The 21609-nt window shown below is 66.0% G+C and carries 23 protein-coding genes; 8 read left to right on the top strand and 15 right to left on the bottom strand.

Annotation, left to right across the window (positions count from 1 at the left end):
- Positions 1–429: a CopD family protein gene (locus BLV60_RS28805; protein ID WP_093058723.1), complete on the bottom strand. Its 429-nt coding sequence runs from the start codon at positions 427–429 to the stop codon at positions 1–3.
- A gap of 367 nt (positions 430–796) precedes the next feature.
- Here BLV60_RS28805 and hemB point away from each other — a divergent pair, with 367 nt between their 5' ends.
- Complete coding sequence (gene hemB / locus BLV60_RS28800; protein WP_093058722.1) at positions 797–1783, top strand: porphobilinogen synthase; 987 nt, start codon at positions 797–799, stop codon at positions 1781–1783.
- 10 nt (positions 1784–1793) lie between these two features.
- Positions 1794–2945, top strand: coding sequence for a magnesium transporter CorA family protein (locus BLV60_RS28795; protein WP_093058721.1), 1152 nt, complete (start codon positions 1794–1796; stop codon positions 2943–2945).
- 83 nt (positions 2946–3028) lie between these two features.
- On the opposite strand, the gene BLV60_RS28790 is transcribed toward BLV60_RS28795, so the two are convergent.
- The gene (locus tag BLV60_RS28790) at positions 3029–3397 is read right to left on the bottom strand and encodes a DUF4148 domain-containing protein (protein WP_093058720.1); all 369 of its coding nucleotides are present in this window, start codon (positions 3395–3397) and stop codon (positions 3029–3031) included.
- Positions 3398–3616: 219 nt separating this feature from the next.
- Entirely contained in the window at positions 3617–3955 is a 339-nt protein-coding gene (locus BLV60_RS28785; protein ID WP_093058719.1) for an alpha/beta hydrolase, read from the bottom strand.
- A 133-nt stretch (positions 3956–4088) separates the two neighbouring features.
- Between BLV60_RS28785 and BLV60_RS28780 the strand changes: the two genes are divergently transcribed.
- Entirely contained in the window at positions 4089–5003 is a 915-nt protein-coding gene (locus BLV60_RS28780; RefSeq protein WP_093058718.1) for a LysR family transcriptional regulator, read from the top strand.
- Between the two features lie 52 nt (positions 5004–5055).
- Here BLV60_RS28780 and BLV60_RS28775 read toward each other — a convergent pair whose 3' ends face one another.
- Together BLV60_RS28775 and BLV60_RS28770 are read right to left on the bottom strand one after the other, a co-directional pair.
- Positions 5056–5739, bottom strand: a complete 684-nt coding sequence (locus tag BLV60_RS28775) for a dienelactone hydrolase family protein (protein WP_093058717.1) — start codon at positions 5737–5739, stop codon at positions 5056–5058.
- Positions 5740–5778: 39 nt separating this feature from the next.
- On the bottom strand, positions 5779–6384 hold the full coding sequence (locus BLV60_RS28770; protein ID WP_093058716.1) for a 2-hydroxychromene-2-carboxylate isomerase: 606 nt from the start codon (positions 6382–6384) through the stop codon (positions 5779–5781).
- A gap of 72 nt (positions 6385–6456) precedes the next feature.
- Between BLV60_RS28770 and BLV60_RS28765 the strand changes: the two genes are divergently transcribed.
- Together BLV60_RS28765 and BLV60_RS28760 are read left to right on the top strand one after the other, a co-directional pair.
- Positions 6457–7203, top strand: coding sequence for an SDR family oxidoreductase (locus BLV60_RS28765; RefSeq protein WP_093058715.1), 747 nt, complete (start codon positions 6457–6459; stop codon positions 7201–7203).
- Between the two features lie 2 nt (positions 7204–7205).
- Positions 7206–7859, top strand: a complete 654-nt coding sequence (locus BLV60_RS28760; RefSeq protein WP_093058714.1) for a MarC family protein — start codon at positions 7206–7208, stop codon at positions 7857–7859.
- A 17-nt stretch (positions 7860–7876) separates the two neighbouring features.
- On the opposite strand, the gene BLV60_RS28755 is transcribed toward BLV60_RS28760, so the two are convergent.
- From BLV60_RS28755 to purT, 10 genes are all read right to left on the bottom strand, one after another.
- A complete protein-coding gene (locus tag BLV60_RS28755; RefSeq protein WP_093058713.1) occupies positions 7877–8338 on the bottom strand; it encodes an EVE domain-containing protein in 462 nt (153 codons plus the stop codon).
- 7 nt (positions 8339–8345) lie between these two features.
- Positions 8346–9509: an ABC transporter substrate-binding protein gene (locus tag BLV60_RS28750; RefSeq protein ID WP_093058712.1), complete on the bottom strand. Its 1164-nt coding sequence runs from the start codon at positions 9507–9509 to the stop codon at positions 8346–8348.
- Between the two features lie 34 nt (positions 9510–9543).
- Positions 9544–11400, bottom strand: coding sequence for an AMP-dependent synthetase/ligase (locus tag BLV60_RS28745; protein WP_093058711.1), 1857 nt, complete (start codon positions 11398–11400; stop codon positions 9544–9546).
- A gap of 5 nt (positions 11401–11405) precedes the next feature.
- Positions 11406–12179 (bottom strand): ABC transporter ATP-binding protein, encoded by a 774-nt coding sequence (locus BLV60_RS28740; protein ID WP_093058710.1) that lies wholly within the window; start codon positions 12177–12179, stop codon positions 11406–11408.
- A gap of 232 nt (positions 12180–12411) precedes the next feature.
- On the bottom strand, positions 12412–13230 hold the full coding sequence (locus BLV60_RS28735) for an ABC transporter ATP-binding protein (protein WP_093058709.1): 819 nt from the start codon (positions 13228–13230) through the stop codon (positions 12412–12414).
- On the bottom strand, positions 13227–14303 hold the full coding sequence (locus tag BLV60_RS28730; protein ID WP_093058708.1) for a branched-chain amino acid ABC transporter permease: 1077 nt from the start codon (positions 14301–14303) through the stop codon (positions 13227–13229). The genes BLV60_RS28735 and BLV60_RS28730 overlap by 4 nt, the downstream gene beginning before the upstream one ends.
- A 7-nt stretch (positions 14304–14310) precedes the next feature.
- Complete coding sequence (locus tag BLV60_RS28725; RefSeq protein ID WP_093058707.1) at positions 14311–15186, bottom strand: branched-chain amino acid ABC transporter permease; 876 nt, start codon at positions 15184–15186, stop codon at positions 14311–14313.
- Between the two features lie 18 nt (positions 15187–15204).
- Complete coding sequence (locus BLV60_RS28720) at positions 15205–16035, bottom strand: helix-turn-helix domain-containing protein (RefSeq protein ID WP_093058737.1); 831 nt, start codon at positions 16033–16035, stop codon at positions 15205–15207.
- A 110-nt stretch (positions 16036–16145) separates the two neighbouring features.
- A complete protein-coding gene (locus BLV60_RS28715; protein ID WP_093058706.1) occupies positions 16146–17087 on the bottom strand; it encodes an alpha/beta hydrolase in 942 nt (313 codons plus the stop codon).
- A 63-nt stretch (positions 17088–17150) separates the two neighbouring features.
- Positions 17151–18365 (bottom strand): formate-dependent phosphoribosylglycinamide formyltransferase, encoded by a 1215-nt coding sequence (gene purT, locus BLV60_RS28710; RefSeq protein ID WP_093058705.1) that lies wholly within the window; start codon positions 18363–18365, stop codon positions 17151–17153.
- Positions 18366–18549: 184 nt separating this feature from the next.
- Here purT and BLV60_RS28705 point away from each other — a divergent pair, with 184 nt between their 5' ends.
- The 3 genes from BLV60_RS28705 to BLV60_RS28695 are packed head-to-tail and all read left to right on the top strand — an operon-like array spanning position 18550 to position 21606.
- Positions 18550–19398 (top strand): 3-hydroxybutyryl-CoA dehydrogenase, encoded by an 849-nt coding sequence (locus tag BLV60_RS28705; protein ID WP_093058704.1) that lies wholly within the window; start codon positions 18550–18552, stop codon positions 19396–19398.
- Between the two features lie 37 nt (positions 19399–19435).
- Positions 19436–20251 carry a crotonase/enoyl-CoA hydratase family protein gene (locus BLV60_RS28700; RefSeq protein WP_093058703.1) on the top strand — a complete coding sequence of 272 codons (816 nt, stop codon included), beginning with the start codon at positions 19436–19438 and terminating at the stop codon, positions 20249–20251.
- Between the two features lie 26 nt (positions 20252–20277).
- The gene (locus tag BLV60_RS28695; protein WP_093058736.1) at positions 20278–21606 is read left to right on the top strand and encodes a serine hydrolase domain-containing protein; all 1329 of its coding nucleotides are present in this window, start codon (positions 20278–20280) and stop codon (positions 21604–21606) included.
- The last annotated feature ends 3 nt before the right edge of the window (positions 21607–21609 follow it).

Below are 21609 nucleotides of genomic sequence, written 5' to 3'. Positions count from 1 at the left end.
TCAGAACGGCTTGACGACCACCAGGATCACGATGCCCAGCAGCAGCAGCACCGGCAGCTCGTTGAACCAGCGGAACCAGCGGTCGTTGCGCCGGTTCTCGCCCGCCACGAAACGGCGCAGCAGCACGCCGCAGCCGTGGTGATAGCCGATGGCCACCAGCACCAGCGCCAGCTTGGCGTGCATCCACCCGTTGCCCGGGCCGCGCCCGATGCCATAACCCAGCCAGAGCCACAGGCCGAAGCCGAGCGCGGGAACCGCCAGGAAAGTCGTGAATCGCATGAGCTTGCGTGCCATCAATAGCAGCCGCTCCCGCTCGGCCACCGACTCGGGCGGCACCATCGCCAGATTGACGAAGATCCGGGGCAGGTAGAACAACCCCGCGAACCAGCTTGCAACGAAGACGATGTGAAGAGATTTGACCCAGAGCATGGCGGCAGTTTAGTGGCGCCCCTCTCGCCGACCCCTCTTTTGCGGCGATGCCCCTGTACGACGGGCAAAAAAAAGCCCGACGTCTTCACGTCGGGCTGGGAAGCCCTTTTGCTGTCACACATCAAGGCACCCGCTCAGGGAGGAAAAGCGGGGAGCGGCAAGCCGCCCGCTTCAGAATTTAACAAAGACGAAACAAGGTTTCAAGCGACTGAGGCACTTTCTTTGACATTTGAAGCAAAAATTTGAGTACCTTGGTTCTACGAATTTCCGTAGTTGTCAGACAACTGGACACTCGGAGAGAAGGTCTGTGAAAGATCGCTTCAGGCACAATTTTGTATATATGACGTCATCATCTTCCCCTCTGGCCATGTTCCCCGCCGGGCGGCCGCGGCGCCTGCGCCGCGACGCTTTCACCCGCAATCTGGTACGAGAACACGCACTGACGGTCAACGACCTGATCTACCCGGTGTTCGTTCAGGAAGGCGAGAAACGTCGCGATGCCGTCCCCTCGATGCCCGGCGTGGACCGCCTGAGCCTCGACCTGTTGCTGCCCGTGGCCGAGCAGTGCGTGGCGGCCGGCATCCCGGTGATGGCGCTGTTCCCGGTGATCGACGCCAGCCTCAAGACACCCGATGGCCGCGAAGCCTTCAACCCCGACGGGCTGATTCCCCGCGTGGTGGCCGCCCTCAAGGCGCGCTTCCCCGAACTGGGCGTGATGACCGACGTTGCCCTCGACCCCTACACCAGCCACGGCCAGGACGGCCTGCTCGACGACACCGGCTACATCCTCAACGACGCGACCGTCGGAGTGCTTGTGAAGCAGGCGCTCACACAATCACGGGCCGGCGTGGACATTGTGGCGCCGAGTGACATGATGGACGGCCGCATCGGCGCCATCCGCACCGCGCTCGAAGCCCGCGGCGACATTCACACGCGCATCATGGCCTACAGCGCCAAGTACGCCAGCGCCTTCTACGGCCCCTTCCGCGACGCCGTGGGCTCGGCCGCCACGCTCGGCAAGAGCAACAAGAAGGTCTACCAGATGGACCCTGGCAACAGCGACGAGGCCCTGCGCGAAGTCGCCATCGACATCGCCGAAGGCGCCGACATGGTGATGGTGAAGCCCGGCATGCCCTACCTCGACATCGTGCGCCGCGTGAAGGACCAGTTCCATGTTCCGACCTTCGCCTACCAGGTGAGCGGCGAGTACGCGATGCTCAAGGCCGCCGCCCAGAACGGCTGGCTCGACCACGACGCCGTGGTGCTCGAAAGCCTGCTGGCCTTCAAGCGCGCCGGCGCCGATGGCGTGCTGACCTATTTCGCGCTCGACGCCGCGCGGCTGCTGCAGAAGTAACAGCGCCGGCATGCGCATCTTCGAAATCAACCGCTCGCAGGTCAGCGAGCACGCCGCGCTGGCGCCGCTGACCGTACCGGGCGCGTGCGGCACCGGCGGCTACCTCTGGATCTCGCTCACACGCGAGGAATTCCGGGCTTCGCTGGCCGAGGTGCAGCAGATCCTGCAGACGCTGTGCCTCACGCAACTGGTCGACCTGCACGTGGCCGACCTGCTCAACGACCAGTTACCCTCCCACTACGACTACACCTCGCAGTACGACGTGCTGGTGTTCCGGCGGCTGGCCAACGGACAGGGCCAGGCGGCGCTGGGCAACGGCAAGGGCAATGGCAGCGAGGCCCCGCCCCTGCCCCGCAGCGGCCCGCCCGTGCTGCGCCGCGTCGACACCCGCCCGGTGGGCTTCGCGGTGTTCGATCGCGTGCTGCTGTCGGTGCACCCGGAAGACGGCGCGGTGCGTGACGCCTTCGCCACTCGCCTGCTGGCGGCTGCCTCGCCCGACGACCGCGGCGCCCCTGCGCTCGACGTGCGCGCCACCTCGGCCCGCCTGCCAACCAGCCCTTCGGACCTGATGCTGCGCGTCATCAACCAGATCGTCGACGGCTACCTCGACCTGCGACGCGAACTCACCAAGCAGCTCGATCACTGGCAGACCGAGCTGATCGACCCACGCAGCCGCTTCACCAATTGGGGTGCGCTGATGGAGGCACGCCAATCGCTGCATCACCTGGACGAGATCTGCGAAGACCAGCGCGCCGCCATGCAGGACTGGATCGACTCGCTCGAAACGCTCCCCGTGCCCAAGGGCGAGACGGAGCAGCGCGAGCGCGAACTCATCATGATCCGCAGCCGCGACGTGCTCGAGCACATCGAGCGCGTGGTGCACCACGTGCACCGACTGGAGCAGAACGCCGAGACTGCAGTGCAGATGCACTTCAGCGTCCAGGGCCACCGCGCCAACGACATCATGCGGGTGCTGACGGTGCTCACCGCCGTGTTCCTGCCGCTGAACCTCATCGCGGGCATCTTCGGCATGAACTTCGAATTCATCCCGCTGGTGCACAAGGCAGACGGCTTCTGGATCGCGATGACGTCGATGCTGGTCATCGCGGTGGTGCTGGTGCTGATCTTCTGGCGCAAGCGCTATCTCGCGCGTACGCGCTGATCCCGGAATCGCCAACCAAAGAAAAAGGGCCACGCTTTCGCGTGGCCCTTTTGCATTTCGACGGCCCCGAGGGACCGCTTCAATTACTTGGCGACAGCGCCCGAACCTTGCTCGGCCTGAACGCGAGCGTCCATCGGGTTTTGCATGGTCGAGATGACGCGGCTGTTGACGCGCGAGCCGCCAGTCACGTTCTGGTCGGGAGCGTAGGAGGTGCGAACGGCTTCGGCTTGGACGATTGCGCGGTCCTTCGACACGGCGACCGTTTCCGGGCCGCGCGAACCGCGGGTCACGTTCTGGTTCGGAGCCGATGCGGCGCGCACGGCTTCGGCGTTGACTTCGTCACGGCTCTTGGTCGAGACGGCGGTGTTCACGCCTTGGTACGTTTCGGCTTGGGCGCCAACGGCAGCCAGCAGGGTCAGGGCGGCAGCGGCGAGGATTTGCGAGGTCTTCATATTCAGTTCTCCTAGGATGTTCGTTGGATGGTTCGTCCACCAGGCTTGCTGGTTCGCTTGCCTGTGCGGCGAGTTTCCGGGCGAACTGCCATGCCAAAACACTCTGTTCAGAGACACGGTGTTTCCTCTATTGAAACAATGCCGACATCAAGGCATGCCAGCAGAAAAAAGCCGGGCCCGGTTTGCACCGGCCCGGCCTTGCAGGAGAAGACTTCCGGCTTATCGCTGCGAGGCTTGGAACTGCGGCGGCACTTCGCTGTTGACGAAGGCGCGGCGGTCCAGGTTCTGGTTCGGCGCGTGGGCGGCAGCCACGGCCTGGGCGCGGACCGACGCCCGGTCGAGCGAACTCGGCCGCAAGACCAGCGGCGCCGCCACGACGTCGCCGTAGACATTGCCACCGCGCGCCGCGGCATCGGCGCCGGCCACCACATCGCTGCGACTGGTGACGGCCCTGAGCGGCTGCACCGGCTCGAAGCCCTGTTGGGCACCCTGCGCTTGCGCGCCGGAGGCGGCGAGCAGCAACAGGACGGCAGCGGCAACGATGTTCGGGGTCTTCATTTCAGTTCCTTCCAACGGTCCAACCGGGCTGGCAACGTCGGCGAGTAACCGAAGTGTCGCCCAAGCTGGTTAGGAAAAACCCGGGAGAATCGAACCATCGCGTTCCCAAAACGGAAACAATGGACTCATTCACATGGACAGTCTCGATCTGATCAGAACCTTCCGGGAAGTCGCCTCGCACGGCAGTTTTTCCCAGGCAGCCAAGAGGCTCGACATGTCGAAGGCCACTGTCAGCAAGTATGTGGCCGAGCTGGAAACCCGCTTCGGCGTGCGTCTTCTCAACCGCTCCACCCGTTCCGTGAGCCTCACCGATGCCGGCCAGCTGCTGCTGGACCGCAGCACCCCGATGCTAGAGATGGTCGAACTGACCCAGTCCGAGCTGCAGGACCGCGCCAGCCAGCCCGGCGGGCGGCTGCGCATCTCGGCCCCGCACGGCATGGGCAGCGGCGAGTTTCCGAACCTGCTGGCCGACTTCATGCGCTACTACCCCGACGTGACGATCAGCCTGCAGCTGACCAACCGGGCCGTCGACCTCGCCGAGGAAGGCATCGACGTCGAACTGCGCAGCGGCCCCATCGAGGACGCGAACCTGATCGTGCGCAAGCTGCGGCTCATGAACATGGTGGTCTGCGCCTCGCCGGTCTACTGGAAGAAGCACGGCAAGCCCGAGCATCCGCGCGACCTGTCGGGCCACGACGCGCTCACGTTCTCGGCGCAGGGCCAGCAGCCGGCGTGGCGCTTCGACGACAACGGCACGCCGATCGACGTACCGGTGAAAAGCCGCATGGACTGCACCGAAGGCGCGCCGCTGATCCGCGTGGCCATGCATGGATTCGGCGTGATCTACCTGCCGTCGATCCTCGTGCAATCACACCTCGACCACGGCGAGCTGGTGCCCGTGCTGCAGGATTACGCGCGCAAGGACGTGTGGTTTTCGGCCGCCTACCTGCAACGGCGCCACAACAGCGCTGCATTGCGCGCGCTGCTCGACTTCCTTCAGACCCGGGTCGGCCCGGGCGCCACGGCACGCAAGCCGAGCCATTCATGAAATGAAAAAACCCGGCAGTGCCGGGTTTTTTCATTGGAGGACGAACGCAGGCTCAGGCGAGATGCTTCGCGAAGAACGCCAGCGTGCGCTCGCGCGCCAGCTTGGCCGCGTCGGCGTTGTACGAGCCGCGCTGGTCGCAGTTGAAACCGTGGCCGACCGGATACACATGCACTTCCACCTCCGGATGCGCCTTCTTGAACGACTCGATGGTGTCCAGCGGAATCCAGTGATCCTGGTTGCCGAAGTGCGCGAGCACCGGCACCTTGGGCTGACGCGCCGTTTCTTCCGGCGAGGTCATGCCGCCGCCGTAGTAAGGCGCGGCAGCAGCCAGGCCCGGCAGCAGCGCCGCCGAGCGCCACACCAGCAGGCCGCCCCAGCAGTAGCCCACGATGCCGACCTTGCCAGCCTTCGACGCGTAGGCGATCGACGCCTCGATGTCCTGCAGCACGCCCGGCGCCGGCAGCGCCTCGACAGCGGTCTTCAGGCCGAAGCCGTTCTTCATGTCGTCGTCCGAGTAGCCCAGTTCCACGTCCGGCTTGACGCGCTGGAAGGTCGACGGCGCCACGGCCAGGTAGCCCTCGGCCGCATAGCCGTCGGCCACCGAGCGGATGTGCGAGTTCACGCCAAAGATTTCCTGCACCACGACCACCGCGCCGCGCGGCTTGCCCGCCGGTTCGGCCACGTAGGCGGGGAAGGTGAAGCCGTCCTTGGCCTTGAGATCGATGAATTGACCCATGTTGTCTTGCTCCTTGATGGCAAATAAGTAAGTGCCGGGTTATGGGCGCAGCGCCCGTTCGACGAAGTCGAGACGGTCCTGCCCCCAGAAAATTTCGCCGTCGATCACGTAGCTGGGCGCACCGAACACCTGGATGTCGATGGCCTCCTGCGTGTAGGCCTCGTAGCGCTCCTGGACCGCCTGGCTCAGCGACTGCTCGCCACGCTTGGGCGACAGCCCGCACTCGACGATCAGCGAATCGAGCACCTTCGGGTCGCCGATGTTGCGCTCCTGCACCCACACGGCCGCGAACACCGCCTCGCACATGCGCATGGCAGCCTCGGTGCCGTCGTGCATGTCGACCGCGATGATGACCCGCGCCGCGTCGTCGCTGGCCACCGGGAAGAACTTCGGCTTGACGTTCAGCGGCAGGCCGAGATAGCTCGAATAGCGCGCGAGGTCGACCAGCCGGTAGGCCTGCCGCTGCGGCGCGCGCTTGCCCAGCGGCAGCCCGCCGGACACAGGAAACACGCTGCCCATGTCGATGGGCCGCACGCGCACCGTGGCGCCTGCGGCCGCAGCAATCGCCGCAAAGCGGGAATGCCCCAGATAGGTCCACGGGCTCTGTGGCGCAAAGTAGTAGTCAATCGTCTTGCTGGTGCTCATGCGCGTGCCCCAATGATGTAATCCAAGCCGACGGTTTTAACTGACACGCAGTTTCTCTGCAGGAGGTAGGTTTTGGACCAGGTGCTCTTGATCACGGGCGGCGGCCGCGGCATCGGCGCCGCCACCGCCCTGCTCGCCGCGCAGCGCGGCTATGCGGTGGCCGTCAACTACGCCAGCAATTCGCTGGCCGCCGACGAGGTGGTGCGCACCATCCGCGCAAACGGCGGCGCCGCCATGGCGGTGCAGGCCGATGTGGGCGACGAGGCGCAGGTGCTAGCCATGTTCCAGAAGGTCGACGCGAGGTTCGGCCGTCTCACGGCGCTGGTCAACAACGCCGGCGTGGTCGACGTGCAGGCGCGCGTCGCCGACATGAGCGTGGCGCGGCTGGAGCGCATGTTCCGCATCAACGTGATCGGCAGCTTCATCTGCGCGCGCGAGGCCGTGCGGCGCATGAGCACCAAGTACGGCGGCACGGGTGGCGCCATCGTCAATATTTCCAGCGGCGCTGCGCGGCTGGGTTCGCCCGACCAGTACGTCGACTACGCCGCCAGCAAGGGCGCCATCGACACCTTCACCATCGGCCTGGCCAAGGAAGTGGCCGCCGAAGGCATCCGCGTCAACGCGGTGCGCCCCGGCCTGATCGACACCGAGATCCACGCCTCCGGCGGCATGCCCGACCGCGCCTCCGACCTCGCGCCCACCGTACCCATGCAGCGCACCGGCAGCGCCGACGAGATTGCCGGCGCCATCCTGTGGCTGCTGTCGCCGGAGGCCAGCTACACCACCATGGCCCTGCTCGACGTCACCGGAGGCCGCTGACCATGAGCACCTCCATGGACCTGATCAAGCCGCTGGTGACGCTGGTGGCCATCGTCAACCCGCTGGCCATCGTGCCCTTCTTCATCCACTACACGCAGGGCTACAGCGACGCGCAGCGCCGCCACACGGTGCGCATGTCGGCCTTCAGCGCGTTCGTGGTCATCGCGGTGAGCGCGCTGCTGGGCCTGCAGCTGCTGTCCTTCTTCGGCATTTCCATCGCGAGCTTCCAGGTTGGCGGCGGCCTGCTGCTGCTCATGAGCTCGCTGTCGATGCTCAACGCCCAGCCGGCCGAGAGCAAGACCAACGTCGAGGAGCTGCGCGCCACCGAGGTGAAGGCGTCGATGGGCGCGTCGATCGCGGTGGTGCCGCTCACCATTCCGCTGCTCACCGGCCCGGCCACCATCTCCACCGTGGTCATCTACGCCGACAAGGCGCAGCACCTGTGGGAGCTTGCAATTCTGGTGGGCTATGGCGTGGTGGTGGCGCTGGCCACCGCCCTGGCCTTCTCGCTCGCGCAGCCGATCGCGCGTGTGCTCGGCAAGACCGGCATCAACATCATGACGCGGCTGATGGGGTTGATCCTCGCCGCGCTCGCGGTCGAGGTGATGGCCGACGGCCTGGGCAAGCTGTTCCCGATCCTGAACAAGATCGGCTGAGCATCAAGCCAGCCGGCTCAGGCCAGCATCTTCTCGATGATCTTCCAGTGCGCCGACTCTACCGGCGTAATCGACAGCCGGTTGCCCTTGCGCAGCACGATCAGCTCGGCCAGTTCGGGCCTGGCGCGCAACTCGGGCAGCGCCAGCAGCCGCGTCTTGCGCACCGCCTGCACGTCGACCAGCAGCCAGCGCGGGTCGTCCTTCTTCGAGCCTGCGTCGTAGTAGGGCGACTTCGCGTCGAACTGCGTCGGATCGGGCTTGATGCCCGAGGCCACTCGCGCAATGCCGGCAATGCCCGGCTCCGGGCAGCTCGAGTGATAGAACAGCACGCCGTCGCCGACCTTCATGCCGTCGCGCATGAAGTTGCGTGCCTGATAGTTGCGCACGCCGGTCCACGCCACAGTGGCGCCGGGCGCGGCGAGCGCATCGTCGATCGAGACCTCGTCGGGCTCGGATTTCATCAACCAGTAATTGGGCATGGTCCCGTCATGGTGTCACATAGTCGGAGACCACGACCCACTTGCCGTCTTTGATCTGCGACAGGCGTGACTGGTCGTTGCCCAGGCGCTTGGTGGCCGTGTAGCTGCTCTTGGGGCTGCCGAACATGTCGGGCTCGAAGGTCATGCTGTCCATGGCCTTGATGAAGCTGTCGGTCGTGAGGTTCGGGCCGGCCTTGGTCGCCGCCTTGATGAACGAATCGATGATCACGTAGCCGTACACCGAGAACACCGTCGGGTCTTCGTTGAACTTGGTCTTGTATTTGTTGGCCCAGAAACGCAGCGGCTGCGACTGCTCGTCGGTGTAGGGGTTCTGCACCGTCATGGTGGCGTAGACGCCGTCCATCGCCTTGCCGCCCAGCTTGTGGATCAGGTCGGTGTAGGACGCGCTCGAGCCCAGGAAGGTCGGGTTGAAGCCGGTCTTGCGCGACTCGCCCACGGTGCCGATGGTCTCGCGGATGATGGTGCCGAGCACCACGAGGTCGCAGTTGGCGGCCTTCATCTTCGCGACCTGCGAGCTGAAGTCGGTGGCGCCGCGCTTGAACGAGGTTTTCTCGGCCAGCTCCATGCCCGCGGCCTTCAGGCCCGCCTCTGCGCCGCGCTGCACCTCGAGCCCGAACTCGTCGTCCTGGTAGATGGTGCAGACCTTCTTGGCGCCCTTGTCCTTGATCATCTTCGGCAGGGCCAGGCGGATCTGGTCGTAGTAGGTGGCAGCGAACGAATACTTCAGCCGGTTCAGCGGCTCGTACATTTCGCGCGCCGCGGTAATGGGCATGAAGTTGACGACGTTCTTGTCGAACTGCACCGGCATCGCCGCCATGTTCTGCGCCGTGCCGATGTGGCCGGCCATGATGAAGATCTTTTCCTGGTTCACCAGCTTCTGCGCAGCCAGCACCGCCTTCTTCGGGTCGTAGCCCGAGTCTTCGACGAACAGCTTGAGCTTGCGGCCGTTGAGGCTGCCCTGCTCGTTGAGTTCGTCCACCCGCAGCTGCATGCCGTTGCGCGCCTGCTTGCCGAAGCCCGCGAGCGGACCCGACAGGTCCTGGATGGTGCCGATGCGGATCTCGTCCTTGCTCACGCCCTGCTGCTGAGCGGACGCAAGCGTCGCGATCAGGCCCAGCACGGCCAGCGTCGTCAGTGTCTTGAGCTTCATGCGGTTGTCTCCTCGGGTTGACGGAAAAAACGAATCACCGGTACATGGCTTCTATGCGCTCGGCGTACTTGGTCTGCACCAGCTTGCGCTTGAGCTTCATCGTGGGCGTGAGCTCCTCGTCCTCGGCGCTGAGCTGCGTTTCGAGCAGAAAGAACTTCTTGATCTGCTCGACGCGCGCGAACCTGGCGTTGACGCGATCGATCTCGCCCTGGATCAAATCCTGCACTTCCTTCGTGCGCGTCAGGCTCTCGTAGTTGCTGAACGGCACGTCGTGGTCCTGCGCAAACTTCTCGACGTTCTCCTGGTCGATCATGACGATCACCGTGAGGTAGGGCTTCTTGTCGCCGATGACCACGGCATCGGTGATGTAGAGGCTGAACTTGAGCTCGTTCTCCAGCTCGCTCGGCGTCACGTTCTTCCCACCCGCCGTGATGATGATGTCTTTCATCCGGTCGGTGATGCGGAAATACCCGTCCTCGTCCATCACGCCCACGTCGCCGGTGTGCAGCCAGCCTTCGGCGTCGATGGTCTCGGCGGTCTTCTCGGGCAGGTTGAGGTAACCCATGAAGACATTGGGGCCGCGCACCAGGATTTCGCTGGTGGCAGCGTCGATGCGCACCTCGTTGTAGCCCGTGGCCGGCCCGATCGAGCCCGGCTTGATGCGCGTGGCCGGCACGGCGGTAGAAGCGCCGCACGACTCCGTCATGCCCCACACCTCCAGCATCGGCACGCCGAGCGCGAGGTACCACTTGACCAGCTCGGGCGAAATGGGCGCCGCGCCCGTCACCAGGAAGCGCGACCGGTGAATGCCGATGAGCTTGCGCGCGTTGTCCAGAGCAAGCACACGCGCCAGCCTGAACTTGAACTTCAGCACCGGGCCGACGTCTTCGCCCGCCAGCACGCGATTGGCGATCTCCTCGCCCACGCCAATGCTCCACTTGTAGGCGGCCTGCTGCAGTGGGCTGGCCTCCTTCAGCGCGATCATCACGCCCGAATAGAACTTCTCCCACACACGCGGCACTGCCGTGAACACGGTGGGCGCGATCTCGCGCACGTTCTCGGGCACCGTCTCGGGGTTCTCGACAAAGTTGAGGATCGAGCCGGTGTACATCGCGAAGTACTCGCCGCCCATGCGCTCGGCGATGTGGCACAGCGGCAGGAAGCACATGCGCTCGTCCCTCTCGTCCTGCGCGATGAGCGTGTTGTAGCCGCGCGCGGTGTACACGAGCCCCGCATGGCTGTGCATCGCGCCCTTGGGCTTGCCGGTGGTGCCCGAGGTGTAGACGAGGATGGCGAGGTCTTCGGGCCGGCAGGCGGCCACCGTGCGCTCGACGGCCTGCGGGTCTGCGGCCAGGTGCGCGCGGCCGAGGGTGCGCAGCGCGTCGAGGCTCATCACCGCCGCATCGTCGAGGTCGCGCAGGCCTTCCATGTCGAACACGATCACGCATCGCAGGCCCGGCAGGCCGGCGCGCACCTCGAGCGCCTTGTCGAGTTGCTCGTCGTCTTCAACGAAGAGCACGGTGGTGCGCGAGTCTTCGCAAAGATAGTGCACCTGCGAAGCCGCGTCGGTCGGATAGATGCCGTTGGACACACCACCGCAGCTGAGCACGGCCAGGTCGGCGAGCACCCATTCGATGACGGTGTTCGACAAAATCGACGCGCACTCGCCCGGCGCAAAGCCGATGGCCTGGAGCCCGGCCGCAATCTCGCGCACCGCGTCGGCCGTCTGGTGCCAGCTCCAGCTGCGCCAGATGCCCAGCTCCTTCTGCCGCATCCAGATGTTGTCGCCGCGCTGCTTCACGGCATTCCAGAACATCGCGGGAATGGTGTCGCCGGGCACGACGATGTCGAGCCGGGGTTCGAAGGTGTTGAGTTCCCAGAGTCCTTGCATGGTGGCTACCTCCAGGTCTTTTTCTTCTTCCAGCGCCGCTCGCCGCGCACGCCGTCGTCCTTCACGCCGAGATAGAACTCCTTGATGTCTTCCTTCTCCCTCAGGCGTTCGCAGGAGTCTTCCATCACGATGCGGCCGTTCTCGAGCACGTAGCCATGGTCGGCCGCGTTGAGCGCCATGTTGGCGTTCTGCTCGACCAGCAAGATCGTGGTGCCACGCTCGCGGTTGATGCGCACGACGATCTCGAAGATCTCCTTCGTCAGCTTCGGGCTCAGGCCAAGGCTGGGCTCGTCCAGAAGAATGAGATGCGGCGCGGCCATGATCGCGCGCGAGATGGCCAGCATCTGTTGCTGGCCACCCGACAGCAGGCCCGCGTCCTGCGTGGCCCGTTCGCGCAGGATGGGGAAGTAGGTGTAGACCGTCTCCATGTCGCGCGCCACGCCGTCGCGATCTTTCCGCGTGTACGCGCCCATCAACAGGTTGTCCTTCACCGACAGCAGCGGAAACACCTCGCGCCCCTCGGGCACATGGCTCAGTCCCTGCTGGACGATGTAGGCCGGATCCTTGGCGGTGATGTCCTTGCCCTGGAATTCGATGCTGCCCTTGCGGGGGTCGATGATTCCGGAGATGGTCTTGAGGATCGTTGTCTTGCCCGCGCCGTTGGAGCCGAGCACCGTCGCTATTTCGCCCTGACGGACTTTCAGGCTCACGCCTCTTATCGCCTTGATGGGGCCGTAGGCGCTTTCCACGTTCAGGAGTTGGAGTACTGCGTCGCTCATGCATGGGCTCCTTGCCGAAGCCCGGTGTGCGGTGCGGTGTGGGCGCCCCCTCTGTGCCGCTGAGGAGCGCAGCTTTCCGCGGACAAGGGCCCGCCCTTGTTTGAGCGAAGCGAGTTTGGGCGGGACCCCGCGGAAGGCGAGCACCGCAAGGGAGCCCGAAGGGCCGGCATAGTGGGGGCGACCGCGCCGCACCGCATACCGGGCGCCCCCAAGGAGGTAGCGAACGAAGCACTCATGCCGCCGCCCTCCTCAAACTGCTCACGTCATCCACAGTCCCAAGATAAGCCTCGACAACACGCGAATCCGCCTGCACCTCGCGAGGCGACCCAGTAGTCAGCACTTCGCCCATGTTCATAGCCAGCACGCGATCAGAAACTTTGGAAACAAGCGACATGTCATGCTCGACCATCAAGACAGACACCCCCAGCTCATGCTGAATGTCCTGAATCCAGAACGCCATGTCCGCCGTCTCTTCGACATTCAGACCGGAGGACGGCTCATCGAGCAACAGCAACTTCGGCTCCGTGCACAACGCACGCGCCAGTTCCACCACCTTGCGAACGCCATAAGGCAGCCCCGCAACCATCGAATCGCGATGGTGCTGAAGATCCAGCAGCTCGATCACCTGCTCCGCCTTCTCGCGCGCAGCAATCTCCGCGCGCCGGGTAGCGGGCGTGAAGAACACCTCGCTCCAGAACCCCGTCTGCCGGTGCGTGTGGCGACCGATCAGCAGGTTGTGCAACACCGTCGCATGCTCGAACAACTCGATGTTCTGGAAAGTACGCGCGATGCCCAGCGCAGCAATCGCATGCGGCGCCTGCTGCGTCAGCGCAATCGGACCGCCCTCCTCTCCATGCCACGTGATCTCGCCCGTGGTCGGCGTGTAGATGCGGCTGATCAGGTTGAACACCGTCGTCTTGCCCGCACCGTTCGGGCCGATCAGCGTGAACACCTCACCACGCCGCACGTCGAAGCTCACCTTGTTGACCGCCAGCACACCGCCGAAGCGCACGCTCAGCTCTTTCGCGGAGAGAAGAATGTCGCCGTTCATCGCAACCGGTCCGACTTGGTGAACGACTTCTGCCGCTTGAACAGCCCCCTGCGGTAGAACGGAAACAGCTGCAGCCAGGTGCGGATCTTCAGCCAGCGTCCGTACAGCCCCAGCGGCTCGAACAGCACGAAGGCGATCAGCACCACGCCATACACCAGACCCTGCAACCCCGGCGCCTGGCCGATGACCGCCGGCAGCCAGTCCTTGCCAATGGAGATCAGCTGCGGCATCGCGATCAGGAAGATCGCCCCCAGGAACGCGCCGTGCACCGAACCGAGCCCGCCGATCACCACCATCAGCAGCAGGTCGATGGACTGCAGGATGCTGAACTGGTCCGGCGAGATAAAGCTGAGCTTGTGCGCATACAACGCCCCGCCCAGCCCCGCGAGCGCGGCCGAGATCGCGAACGACATCGTCTTGTAGCGCGCGAGGTGAATGCCCATGCTCTGCGCCGAAATTTCCGAATCACGAATCGCGACGAAGGCCCGCCCCGTCGGCGAGCGCAGCAGGTTCAGGATGCCCAGCGTGCTCAGCACCGCCACCACCAGGCACAGAAAGTAGAACCCGTCGCCCGAGCCCAGCGACCAGCCGAAGAGCTGCGGCGACTTCACGTGCAAGCCCGCATTGCCGCCCGTCACGCTCTCCCACCGTGCGAACACCTCCTCGACGATGAAGCCGAACGACAGCGTCGCAATGCCGAGGTAGATGCCCTTCACGCGCAACGCCGGCAGCGCGACCACCACGCCCACCGCCGCCGACAACGCAGCAGCAGCCACCAGCGCCAGCGGAAACGGCACGCCGAGATTCGTCAGCACGCCCTGCGTGTACGCACCCGTGCCGAGGAACGCCGCATGCCCGATGGAAAACTGCCCCGTGAAGCCGGCCAGCAGCATCAGCCCCAACCCGACAATGCCGTAGATCAGCACGAAGGTCAGCTGCGCCAGCCAGTACTCGTCGATGACCCACGGCGCGACGATGAGGAACGCAATGAGCAAGCCATACCAGAACACATGCCCACCGTGGCGTGCGAGCCGGATGTCCTGGTCATAGCTGGTCTTGAAGATGAAGCGCATATGAGACTTACACCTTCTTGCGCAGCTTCTCGCCGAACAGACCGTTCGGCTTGATCATGAGCATCAGCAGCACCACGATGTACGGCGCCGTGTCCTTGAAACCGTCGGGCAAGTAGAAGCCCGCGAACGACTCGACGATGCCGATCACCAGTCCGCCGACGATGGCACCCGGCAGGCTGCCGAAGCCCCCCACCACCGCCGCCGGAAAAGCCTTCAGCCCGATGAAGCCCATGTTCGCGTGCACGAAGGTGATGGGCGCCAGCAGCATGCCCGCAATGGCCGCGACCGCTGCCGCGAGCCCCCACACCAGCCCGTTGAGCCGCTTCACCGGAATGCCCATGTAGTAGGCCGCCAGCTGGTTCTGCGACGAGGCCTGCATCGCGATGCCAAGCTTGCTGTAGCGGAACATCGCGAACAGCAGCCCGCACAGGATGGCCGTGGCGATGATGATCGCCAGCTGCTCCAGGTTGACCACCAGCTCACCGAGCTTCCAGATCTGGTCCTTGTAAGGCACGGCCAGCGTGTGGGTTTCGGTGCCGATGCCCGGCACCATGGTGATGAGCCCGCGCGCCACGTAGGCGATGCCGATGGTCAGCATCACGATGGAGAACTGCGGCTGCCCGAGGATGGGCCGTATCACCACCAGTTCGAGCAGCACACCGAAGGCCGCCATCGCCACCACCGCGAAGATCGCCGCGAGCCAGAACGGCATGCCGAACAGCGACATGCCGGCGAACGCGCCGAAGGCACCGAGCATCATCAGATCGCCCTGCGCGAAGCTCACCGTCTCGGTGGCCTTGTAGATCAGCACGAAGCCCAGCGCGATCAGGCCGTAGATGCAACCTTGCGCAATGCCCGACAGCAGGAGTTGAAGGATCTGCATGGGGCCCCTGCGCCGCGCCTACTGCCTGAAGCCGCCGGCCGCGTCATGCAGCGCGAGGCGGCGTGAGCCGGCCACGATGTCGCTGGGCTTGAGGCCGTAGACCTGGCGGATCGAGTGGCTGAAGTGCGTCGAGTCGGGGTAGCCGGTGTCGAGCGCGATGTCGGTCAGCGTGCTGCCCTGTTGCACGTAGCGCAGCAGGCTGCGCGCACGCTTCCATGCGCGGAAGGCGCGAAAGGCCATGCCCGTTTCCTGCTTGAACAAGTGCAGGAAGCGCGAGAAAGACAGGTGCACCGAGGCGGCGCACTCCTCGGCCGACATCGGCGTGGCGGGGTCGGCGTTGATGGCGTCGGCCACCTTGCGGATGCGCGCATCGAGCGCGCGCGGCGCCAGCGCTTCGCCGAAGAACATCGCATCGAAGTCGAAGCCCTCGAAGCTCATGCCGCGCGCCGAGGCCGCCAGCAGGTGCGCATGGGCCTCTCGCAAGCGCTGCACGAAGGCCGGTGCCTCGACCGGGCCGCAGTGCTGCAAGAAGGCCGGCATGCGCGCGGGATCGACCGACTCCGACTCGATCAGCAGGTTGAAGATCAGCGGATGCGCGCTCTCCACCTGGTGCAGCACATGCGGCGGCACCACGATGAATTCACCGGTCATCCACGCCCCGCCGCCGATGCGGATGCGGTTGGGCGGCGCACCGGCGGGCGACACGTACACGCCGTGCCCGCCCATCGTGCGCTCGGCGGCGGCGCCGAGCAGGCCGGCATAGAACACGCGATGCGGCGTGAGCCACATCAGGCGTTCCCCCTGCCGTGCGGCGCCGCGCTCGGGCGGCGTCGTCCTCGTTCGCTGCATGGTGTTTGTCTCCTGCATCGGTGGACTGCCACTGCGGGGTGGCGTCTTTGTTGGCTGGATCGTAGCGGCGCGAGCCGCCTGCGCGATATCGATTTGCGCGGGGACTTTCCCTAGGCCGGTGCCAGTGCGCGGCGCAGTTCGGCGGCGCAGAGCGCCACTGCGGTGTTGGCCTCGTCGAGCACCTTGCCCATGGGCACGAAGCCATGGATCTGACGCTCGAAGCACACGTACATGGCGCGGTTGCCCGCGGCCGTGAGCGCCTCCGCATAGGCCAGCCCTTCGTCGCGCAGCGGGTCGTAGCCGGCGGTGAGTACCAGCGCGGGCGGCAGCTTCGACAGGTCGGTGTGCAACAGCGGCGAGGCGCGCCAGTCGAGGTCGTGCGCCGGGTCGGTGATGTAGTGGTCGTGGAAGTAGCGGATGGTGTCTGCCGTCAGCAGATAGCCCTGGCCGTTCGTCTGGTGCGAGGCATGGCCGCGCCGCATGTCGGTGGCCGGGTAGATCAGCAGCTGGAAGGCAATGGGCAGGTCGCCGGCATCGCGCGCGGCGATCGACACCACCGCCGCGAGGTTGCCACCGGCGCTGTCGCCGCCGACTGCGAGCCGGCTCGCATCGAGCCCCAGCGCCGCGGCCTCGCGGCGCACCCACCGGGTAGCGGCCAGCACGTCGTCGACGGCGGCGGGAAAGCGGTGCTCCGGGCCCATGCGGTAGTCGACCGCGACCACCGCACAGCCTGCGCCGTTGGCCAGCTCGCGGCACAGCACGTCGTGCGTGTCGAGGTCGCCGATGACCCAGCCACCGCCGTGGTAGTACACCAGCACCGGCAGCGGGCCTGCGCCAGAGCCGAGTGGCCGGTAGAGCCGCACCGGGATGGTGCCGTGCGGGCCGTCGGCGGCCAGGTCGCGCACCTCGGCCACTTCGGCCGGCAGCGGCTGCGTGGCGACGCGGCGTTCACGGTAGAAGGTCCGCGCGTCGGCGGGCGACAGGGTGTGCGTCGGCGGAATGCCGCGCGCCTCGATGAAGTCGAGCAAGGCGCGAGCCTGGGGGTGCAGCATGGTGTCTCCGGTGGAACCACTCGACCATGCCCGCGCCGTTGCGGCGCGGCTTGCGAAAACTGGCTATGCCTTGCGCGGCTTCACGCGCGAGGCGGCTTCCTTGGCGAGCTTGCGGGCCGTGTCGGTGTCGGCCGCGTGCACCAGCGCCACGCCCATGCGGCGCTTCAGGAAGCTCTCGGGCTTGCCGAACAGGCGGATGTCACTGCCAGGCACCTGCAGCGCCTCGGCCACGCCGTCGAAGGCGATGCCGGTGGCATCCACGCCGCCGTAGATCACCGCGCTGGCACCCGGGCTCTTGAGCGTGGTGTCGACCGGCAGGCCGAGGATGGCGCGCGCATGCAGCTCGAACTCGTTCTGCCACTGCGTGGCCATGGTGACCATCCCGGTGTCGTGCGGGCGCGGGCTGACTTCGCTGAACCAGACCTCGTCGCCCTTCACGAACAGCTCGACGCCGAAGAGGCCTTGGCCACCGAGGTCGGCCGTCACGGCCTGTGCGATCTGCTGGGCCTTCTGCAGCGCGGCGGGCGCCATGGGATGCGGCTGCCAGCTTTCCACATAGTCGCCGCTCACCTGCACGTGGCCGATGGGGTCGCAGAACTGCGTCTGCACAGCACCGCCGGCATCCTTGGCGCGCACGGTGAGCAGCGTGATCTCGTAGTCGAAGTCGATGAAGCCCTCGACGATCACGCGGCCATGGCTCACGCGGCCGCCGGCCATGGCGTAGTCCCAGGCCTTCTGCACGTCGGCGGGGCCGTCGATCTTGCTCTGGCCCTTGCCGGAGCTGCTCATCACGGGCTTGACGATGCAGGGGTAGCCAATACCTTTCCCGTCCGCGCCGTCGATGGCCGCTTGCAGCTCGGCCAGCGAGTCGCAGAACTTGTAGGGGCTGGTCGGCACGCCCAGCGTCTCGGCGGCCAGGCGGCGGATGCCTTCGCGGTCCATCGTCAGGCGGGCGGCGCGGGCCGTGGGAATCACGCGCACCACGCCGGCGTCTTCGAGCTGCTGCAGCATGGGCGTGGCGATGGCCTCGATCTCTGGCACCACCAGCGTGGGCTTCTCGGCCTCGATCAGCGCTTTGAGCTGCTCGGGGTCGCTCATGGTGATGGTGCGCGCGTGGTGCGCCACCTGCTGGCCGGGGGCGTTCTCATAGCGGTCGACGGCAATGGTCTCGACGCCGAGGCGCTGCAGGGCGATCAGCACCTCCTTGCCTAGTTCGCCGGAGCCCAGGAGCATCACGCGGGTTGCAGAGGGGGAAAGGGGGGTGCCGAGGGTGGTCATGGTCGGAGGGTCGAAAAGAGCGGGAAAACGAGCAGGGAAAAGCAACGCCGCACTGTAAGCCACCGGCGGGCCGCCGGTGTCGCACACGGCAACGGCGCGGCTGCGGGGCTGCTTCACAATCGATGTTTTGCCGTGGCGCCAGCTGCGTGCACCCCCCTTTTTGTTTTCTTCAAGGAGTTCTCTCATGGCTATCCAGACTGTCGGCATCATCGGCGCCGGAACGATGGGCAACGGCATCGCGCAGGCCTGCGCGGTGGCCGGCGTGAAGGTGGTGATGGTCGACATCGCCCAGGCGGCGGTCGACAAGGGCCTGGCCACCGTGTCGGGCAGCCTCGACCGCCTGATCAAGAAGGAAAAGCTCACCACCGAGCAGAAGACCGCCGCGCTGGCGCTGATCCAGGGCTCGACCAACTACGAAGACCTGAAGAGCGCGCAGCTGGTGATCGAGGCCGCCACCGAGAACCACGCGCTCAAGCTCAAGATCCTCAAGCAGGTCGACGACATGCTGGCGCCCGAGGTGATCATCGCGTCGAACACCTCGTCGATCTCGATCACGCAACTGGCGGCCGCCACCTCGCGCCCCGACCGCTTCATCGGCATGCACTTCTTCAACCCGGTGCCGATGATGGCGCTGGTGGAGCTGATTCGCGGCTACCTCACGAGCGACGCCACGCACGACGCGGTGAAGGCGCTGGCCGAGACGCTCGGCAAGTCGCCGATCACGGTGAAGAACGCGCCGGGCTTCGTGGTCAACCGCATCCTGGTGCCGATGATCAACGAGGCCTTCTTCGTGCTGGCCGAGGGCATCGCCACGGCGGAAGACATCGATGCCGGCATGAAGCTGGGCTGCAACCAGCCCATCGGCCCGCTGGCACTGGCCGACATGATCGGCCTGGACGTGTGCCTGGCCGTGATGGAGGTGTACCTGGAGCAGTTCGGCGATTCCAAGTACCGCCCCTGCCCGCTGCTGAAGGAAATGGTGGCAGCCGGCCAGCTCGGCCGCAAGACCGGCCGCGGCGTGTACACGTACTGAGCCGCGCAGCCATAACAACAACATGGAGACAAGACCGATGACTGCGACCCCCACCACCCCACCGGCAGAAGGCTGCATCGACACCCAGGTGCTCGACCACGTGCTGCTGATCGGCATCAACCGCCCCGCCAAGCGCAACGGCTGGACGCCGCCGATGTTCAAGCAGCTGGCCGAGGCCTACACCCGGCTCGACGACGACCCGAACCTGCGCGTGGGCGTGCTGCACGCCTTCGGCGACCACTTCACGGCGGGCCTCGACCTGCCGGCGGTCACCGAGTACATGAAGCGCGGCGAGAAGGCCATTCCGGCCGGCCTGGTGGAGCCGCACGACTTCGGCCTGCCCGACTACCGCCGCCGCACCAAGCCGATGGTGGTGGCGGTGAAAGGCATCTGCTTCACGGTGGGCATCGAGCTGATGCTGGGCGCCGACATCGTGGTGGCGGCCGACAACTGCCGCTTCTCGCAGATGGAAGTGCAGCGCGGCATCATGGCCACGGGCGGCGCCACGCTGCGCATGGCCGAGCGCGCGGGCGTGGGCAACGCGATGCTGCACATGCTCACGGCAGATGAGTTCGACAGCGCCGAGGCCTATCGCCTCAACTTCGTGCAGAAGGTGGTGCCGGCCGGGCAGGAGCTCGATGCGGCGCTGGCCATTGCGCAGCGCATCGCGGCACAGGCACCGCTGGCGGTGGTGGCCACGCGGCTCAATGTGATCAAGGCGGTCGAGCAGGGGCCGCTGGCAGCGGTGTCGGAGTTCATCGAGACGCAGAAGCGCCTGTCGAACAGCGAGGATGCCGCCGAGGGCGTGCGCTCCTTCATCGAGCGCCGCCCGGCGCGGTTCAGCGGCCGTTGATCCCCTTCTTCATCCAGAACAACAACATGTCCCTCTTCATTCGCACGGCGCTTGCCGCCGCCTTCATCCTGCTCGCCGTGAACACAACCTCCGCCCAGACGCCCACGCCCCCCGCGCTGCCAGACCCCGCGGCCACCTCGGTCGACGCGCTGGGCTGGATGAAGGGCTTCCCGCCCGCGCCCGACAAGCTCATCACCTTCGACAACCCGGCCGGCGGCGTGTTTCCGCGCACGCGCTGGAGCTTCTCGCACGTGCGCGAGACGGTGCCCACCGCCAACGTGTGGCGCGGCAACGGCGCGGCCAGCCCGCTGCCGTCGGGCACCTCGCCGGTCCAGATCGAGGCCGTCACGTTCAAACCCCTGGGCAGCGACCAGACGCTCAACTTCGCCCAGATGATCTCCGGCACCTACACCGACGGCATCCTGGTGCTGCACCGCGGCAAGGTGGTCTACGAGAAGTACTTCGGCGCGCTCACGGCCGAGCGTCCGCACATCGCGATGTCGGTCACCAAGTCCTTCGTGGGCACGCTGGCGGCCATCCTCGCTGACGAGGGCAAGCTGGACCCGGCCGCGCCCGTCACCAAGTACATCCCCGAGCTCAAGGACACGGCCTACGGCGACGCCACCGTGCGCCAGGTGATGGACATGACCGTGGGCGTGCACTACTCCGAGAACTACGCCGACCCCAAGGCCGAGATCTGGGACTACGCCCGTGCCGGCGGCATGCTCACCCAGGGCCAGAACTACACCGGCCCCAAGTCGTTCTACGAATTCCTGGTCACGCTGAAGAAGGAAGGCGAGCACGGTGACGCGTTCGCCTACAAGACCGTCAACGCCGAGGTGCTGGCCTGGATCGTGCGCCGCGCCAGCAACCAGTCGCTGGCCGATCTGCTGAGCGAGAAGATCTGGCGCCGCATCGGCGCCGAGCAGGACGCCTACTTCATGGTCGACCGCATCGGCACCGAGTCGGGCGGCGGTGGCTTCAACACCGTGCTGCGCGACCTCGCGCGCTTCGGCGAGACCATGCGCAACGGCGGCCGTGCACCCAACGGGCAGCAGGCCATTCCGAAGGCGGTGGTGGAAGACATCCAGCGCGGCGGCGACCCGGCGAAGTTCGTGAAGGCCGGCTATCCGCTGCTCAAGGGCTGGTCGTACCGCGACATGTGGTGGGTGTCGCACAACCCGCACGGTGCATACATGGCGCGCGGCATCCACGGCCAGAGCATCTATGTGGACCCGAAGGCCGAGATGGTGATCGTTCGCTATGCGGCGCACCCGGTAGCGGCCAACGGCGCGAACGATCCGCTGACGCTGCCCGCGTTCCAGGCGATGGCCGAGGCGCTGATGCGCCCCTGAAGC

Source organism: Variovorax sp. YR634, from assembly GCF_900106655.1.
Taxonomy (GTDB): domain Bacteria; phylum Pseudomonadota; class Gammaproteobacteria; order Burkholderiales; family Burkholderiaceae_C; genus Variovorax.
This window is presented reverse-complemented; position numbering and strand designations above follow the sequence as displayed.

What these genes read in the sequence shown, in the direction of transcription:
- BLV60_RS28805 (WP_093058723.1), bottom strand. Translation starts at nt 429, where the DNA reads ATGCTCTGGGTCAAATCTCTTCACATCGTCTTCGTTGCAAGCTGGTTC.
- BLV60_RS28775 (WP_093058717.1), bottom strand. Translation starts at nt 5,739, where the DNA reads ATGGGTCAATTCATCGATCTCAAGGCCAAGGACGGCTTCACCTTCCCC.
- BLV60_RS28730 (WP_093058708.1), bottom strand. Translation starts at nt 14,303, where the DNA reads ATGCGCTTCATCTTCAAGACCAGCTATGACCAGGACATCCGGCTCGCA.
- BLV60_RS28715 (WP_093058706.1), bottom strand. Translation starts at nt 17,087, where the DNA reads ATGCTGCACCCCCAGGCTCGCGCCTTGCTCGACTTCATCGAGGCGCGC.
- BLV60_RS28725 (WP_093058707.1), bottom strand. Translation starts at nt 15,186, where the DNA reads ATGCAGATCCTTCAACTCCTGCTGTCGGGCATTGCGCAAGGTTGCATC.
- BLV60_RS28785 (WP_093058719.1), bottom strand. Translation starts at nt 3,955, where the DNA reads ATGAAGACCCCGAACATCGTTGCCGCTGCCGTCCTGTTGCTGCTCGCC.
- BLV60_RS28705 (WP_093058704.1), top strand. Translation starts at nt 18,550, where the DNA reads ATGGCTATCCAGACTGTCGGCATCATCGGCGCCGGAACGATGGGCAAC.
- purT (WP_093058705.1), bottom strand. Translation starts at nt 18,365, where the DNA reads ATGACCACCCTCGGCACCCCCCTTTCCCCCTCTGCAACCCGCGTGATG.
- BLV60_RS28770 (WP_093058716.1), bottom strand. Translation starts at nt 6,384, where the DNA reads ATGAGCACCAGCAAGACGATTGACTACTACTTTGCGCCACAGAGCCCG.
- BLV60_RS28795 (WP_093058721.1), top strand. Translation starts at nt 1,794, where the DNA reads ATGCGCATCTTCGAAATCAACCGCTCGCAGGTCAGCGAGCACGCCGCG.
- BLV60_RS28735 (WP_093058709.1), bottom strand. Translation starts at nt 13,230, where the DNA reads ATGAACGGCGACATTCTTCTCTCCGCGAAAGAGCTGAGCGTGCGCTTC.
- BLV60_RS28745 (WP_093058711.1), bottom strand. Translation starts at nt 11,400, where the DNA reads ATGCAAGGACTCTGGGAACTCAACACCTTCGAACCCCGGCTCGACATC.
- BLV60_RS28695 (WP_093058736.1), top strand. Translation starts at nt 20,278, where the DNA reads ATGTCCCTCTTCATTCGCACGGCGCTTGCCGCCGCCTTCATCCTGCTC.
- BLV60_RS28750 (WP_093058712.1), bottom strand. Translation starts at nt 9,509, where the DNA reads ATGAAGCTCAAGACACTGACGACGCTGGCCGTGCTGGGCCTGATCGCG.
- BLV60_RS28760 (WP_093058714.1), top strand. Translation starts at nt 7,206, where the DNA reads ATGAGCACCTCCATGGACCTGATCAAGCCGCTGGTGACGCTGGTGGCC.
- hemB (WP_093058722.1), top strand. Translation starts at nt 797, where the DNA reads ATGTTCCCCGCCGGGCGGCCGCGGCGCCTGCGCCGCGACGCTTTCACC.
- BLV60_RS28780 (WP_093058718.1), top strand. Translation starts at nt 4,089, where the DNA reads ATGGACAGTCTCGATCTGATCAGAACCTTCCGGGAAGTCGCCTCGCAC.
- BLV60_RS28755 (WP_093058713.1), bottom strand. Translation starts at nt 8,338, where the DNA reads ATGCCCAATTACTGGTTGATGAAATCCGAGCCCGACGAGGTCTCGATC.
- BLV60_RS28790 (WP_093058720.1), bottom strand. Translation starts at nt 3,397, where the DNA reads ATGAAGACCTCGCAAATCCTCGCCGCTGCCGCCCTGACCCTGCTGGCT.
- BLV60_RS28740 (WP_093058710.1), bottom strand. Translation starts at nt 12,179, where the DNA reads ATGAGCGACGCAGTACTCCAACTCCTGAACGTGGAAAGCGCCTACGGC.
- BLV60_RS28700 (WP_093058703.1), top strand. Translation starts at nt 19,436, where the DNA reads ATGACTGCGACCCCCACCACCCCACCGGCAGAAGGCTGCATCGACACC.
- BLV60_RS28720 (WP_093058737.1), bottom strand. Translation starts at nt 16,035, where the DNA reads ATGCAGCGAACGAGGACGACGCCGCCCGAGCGCGGCGCCGCACGGCAG.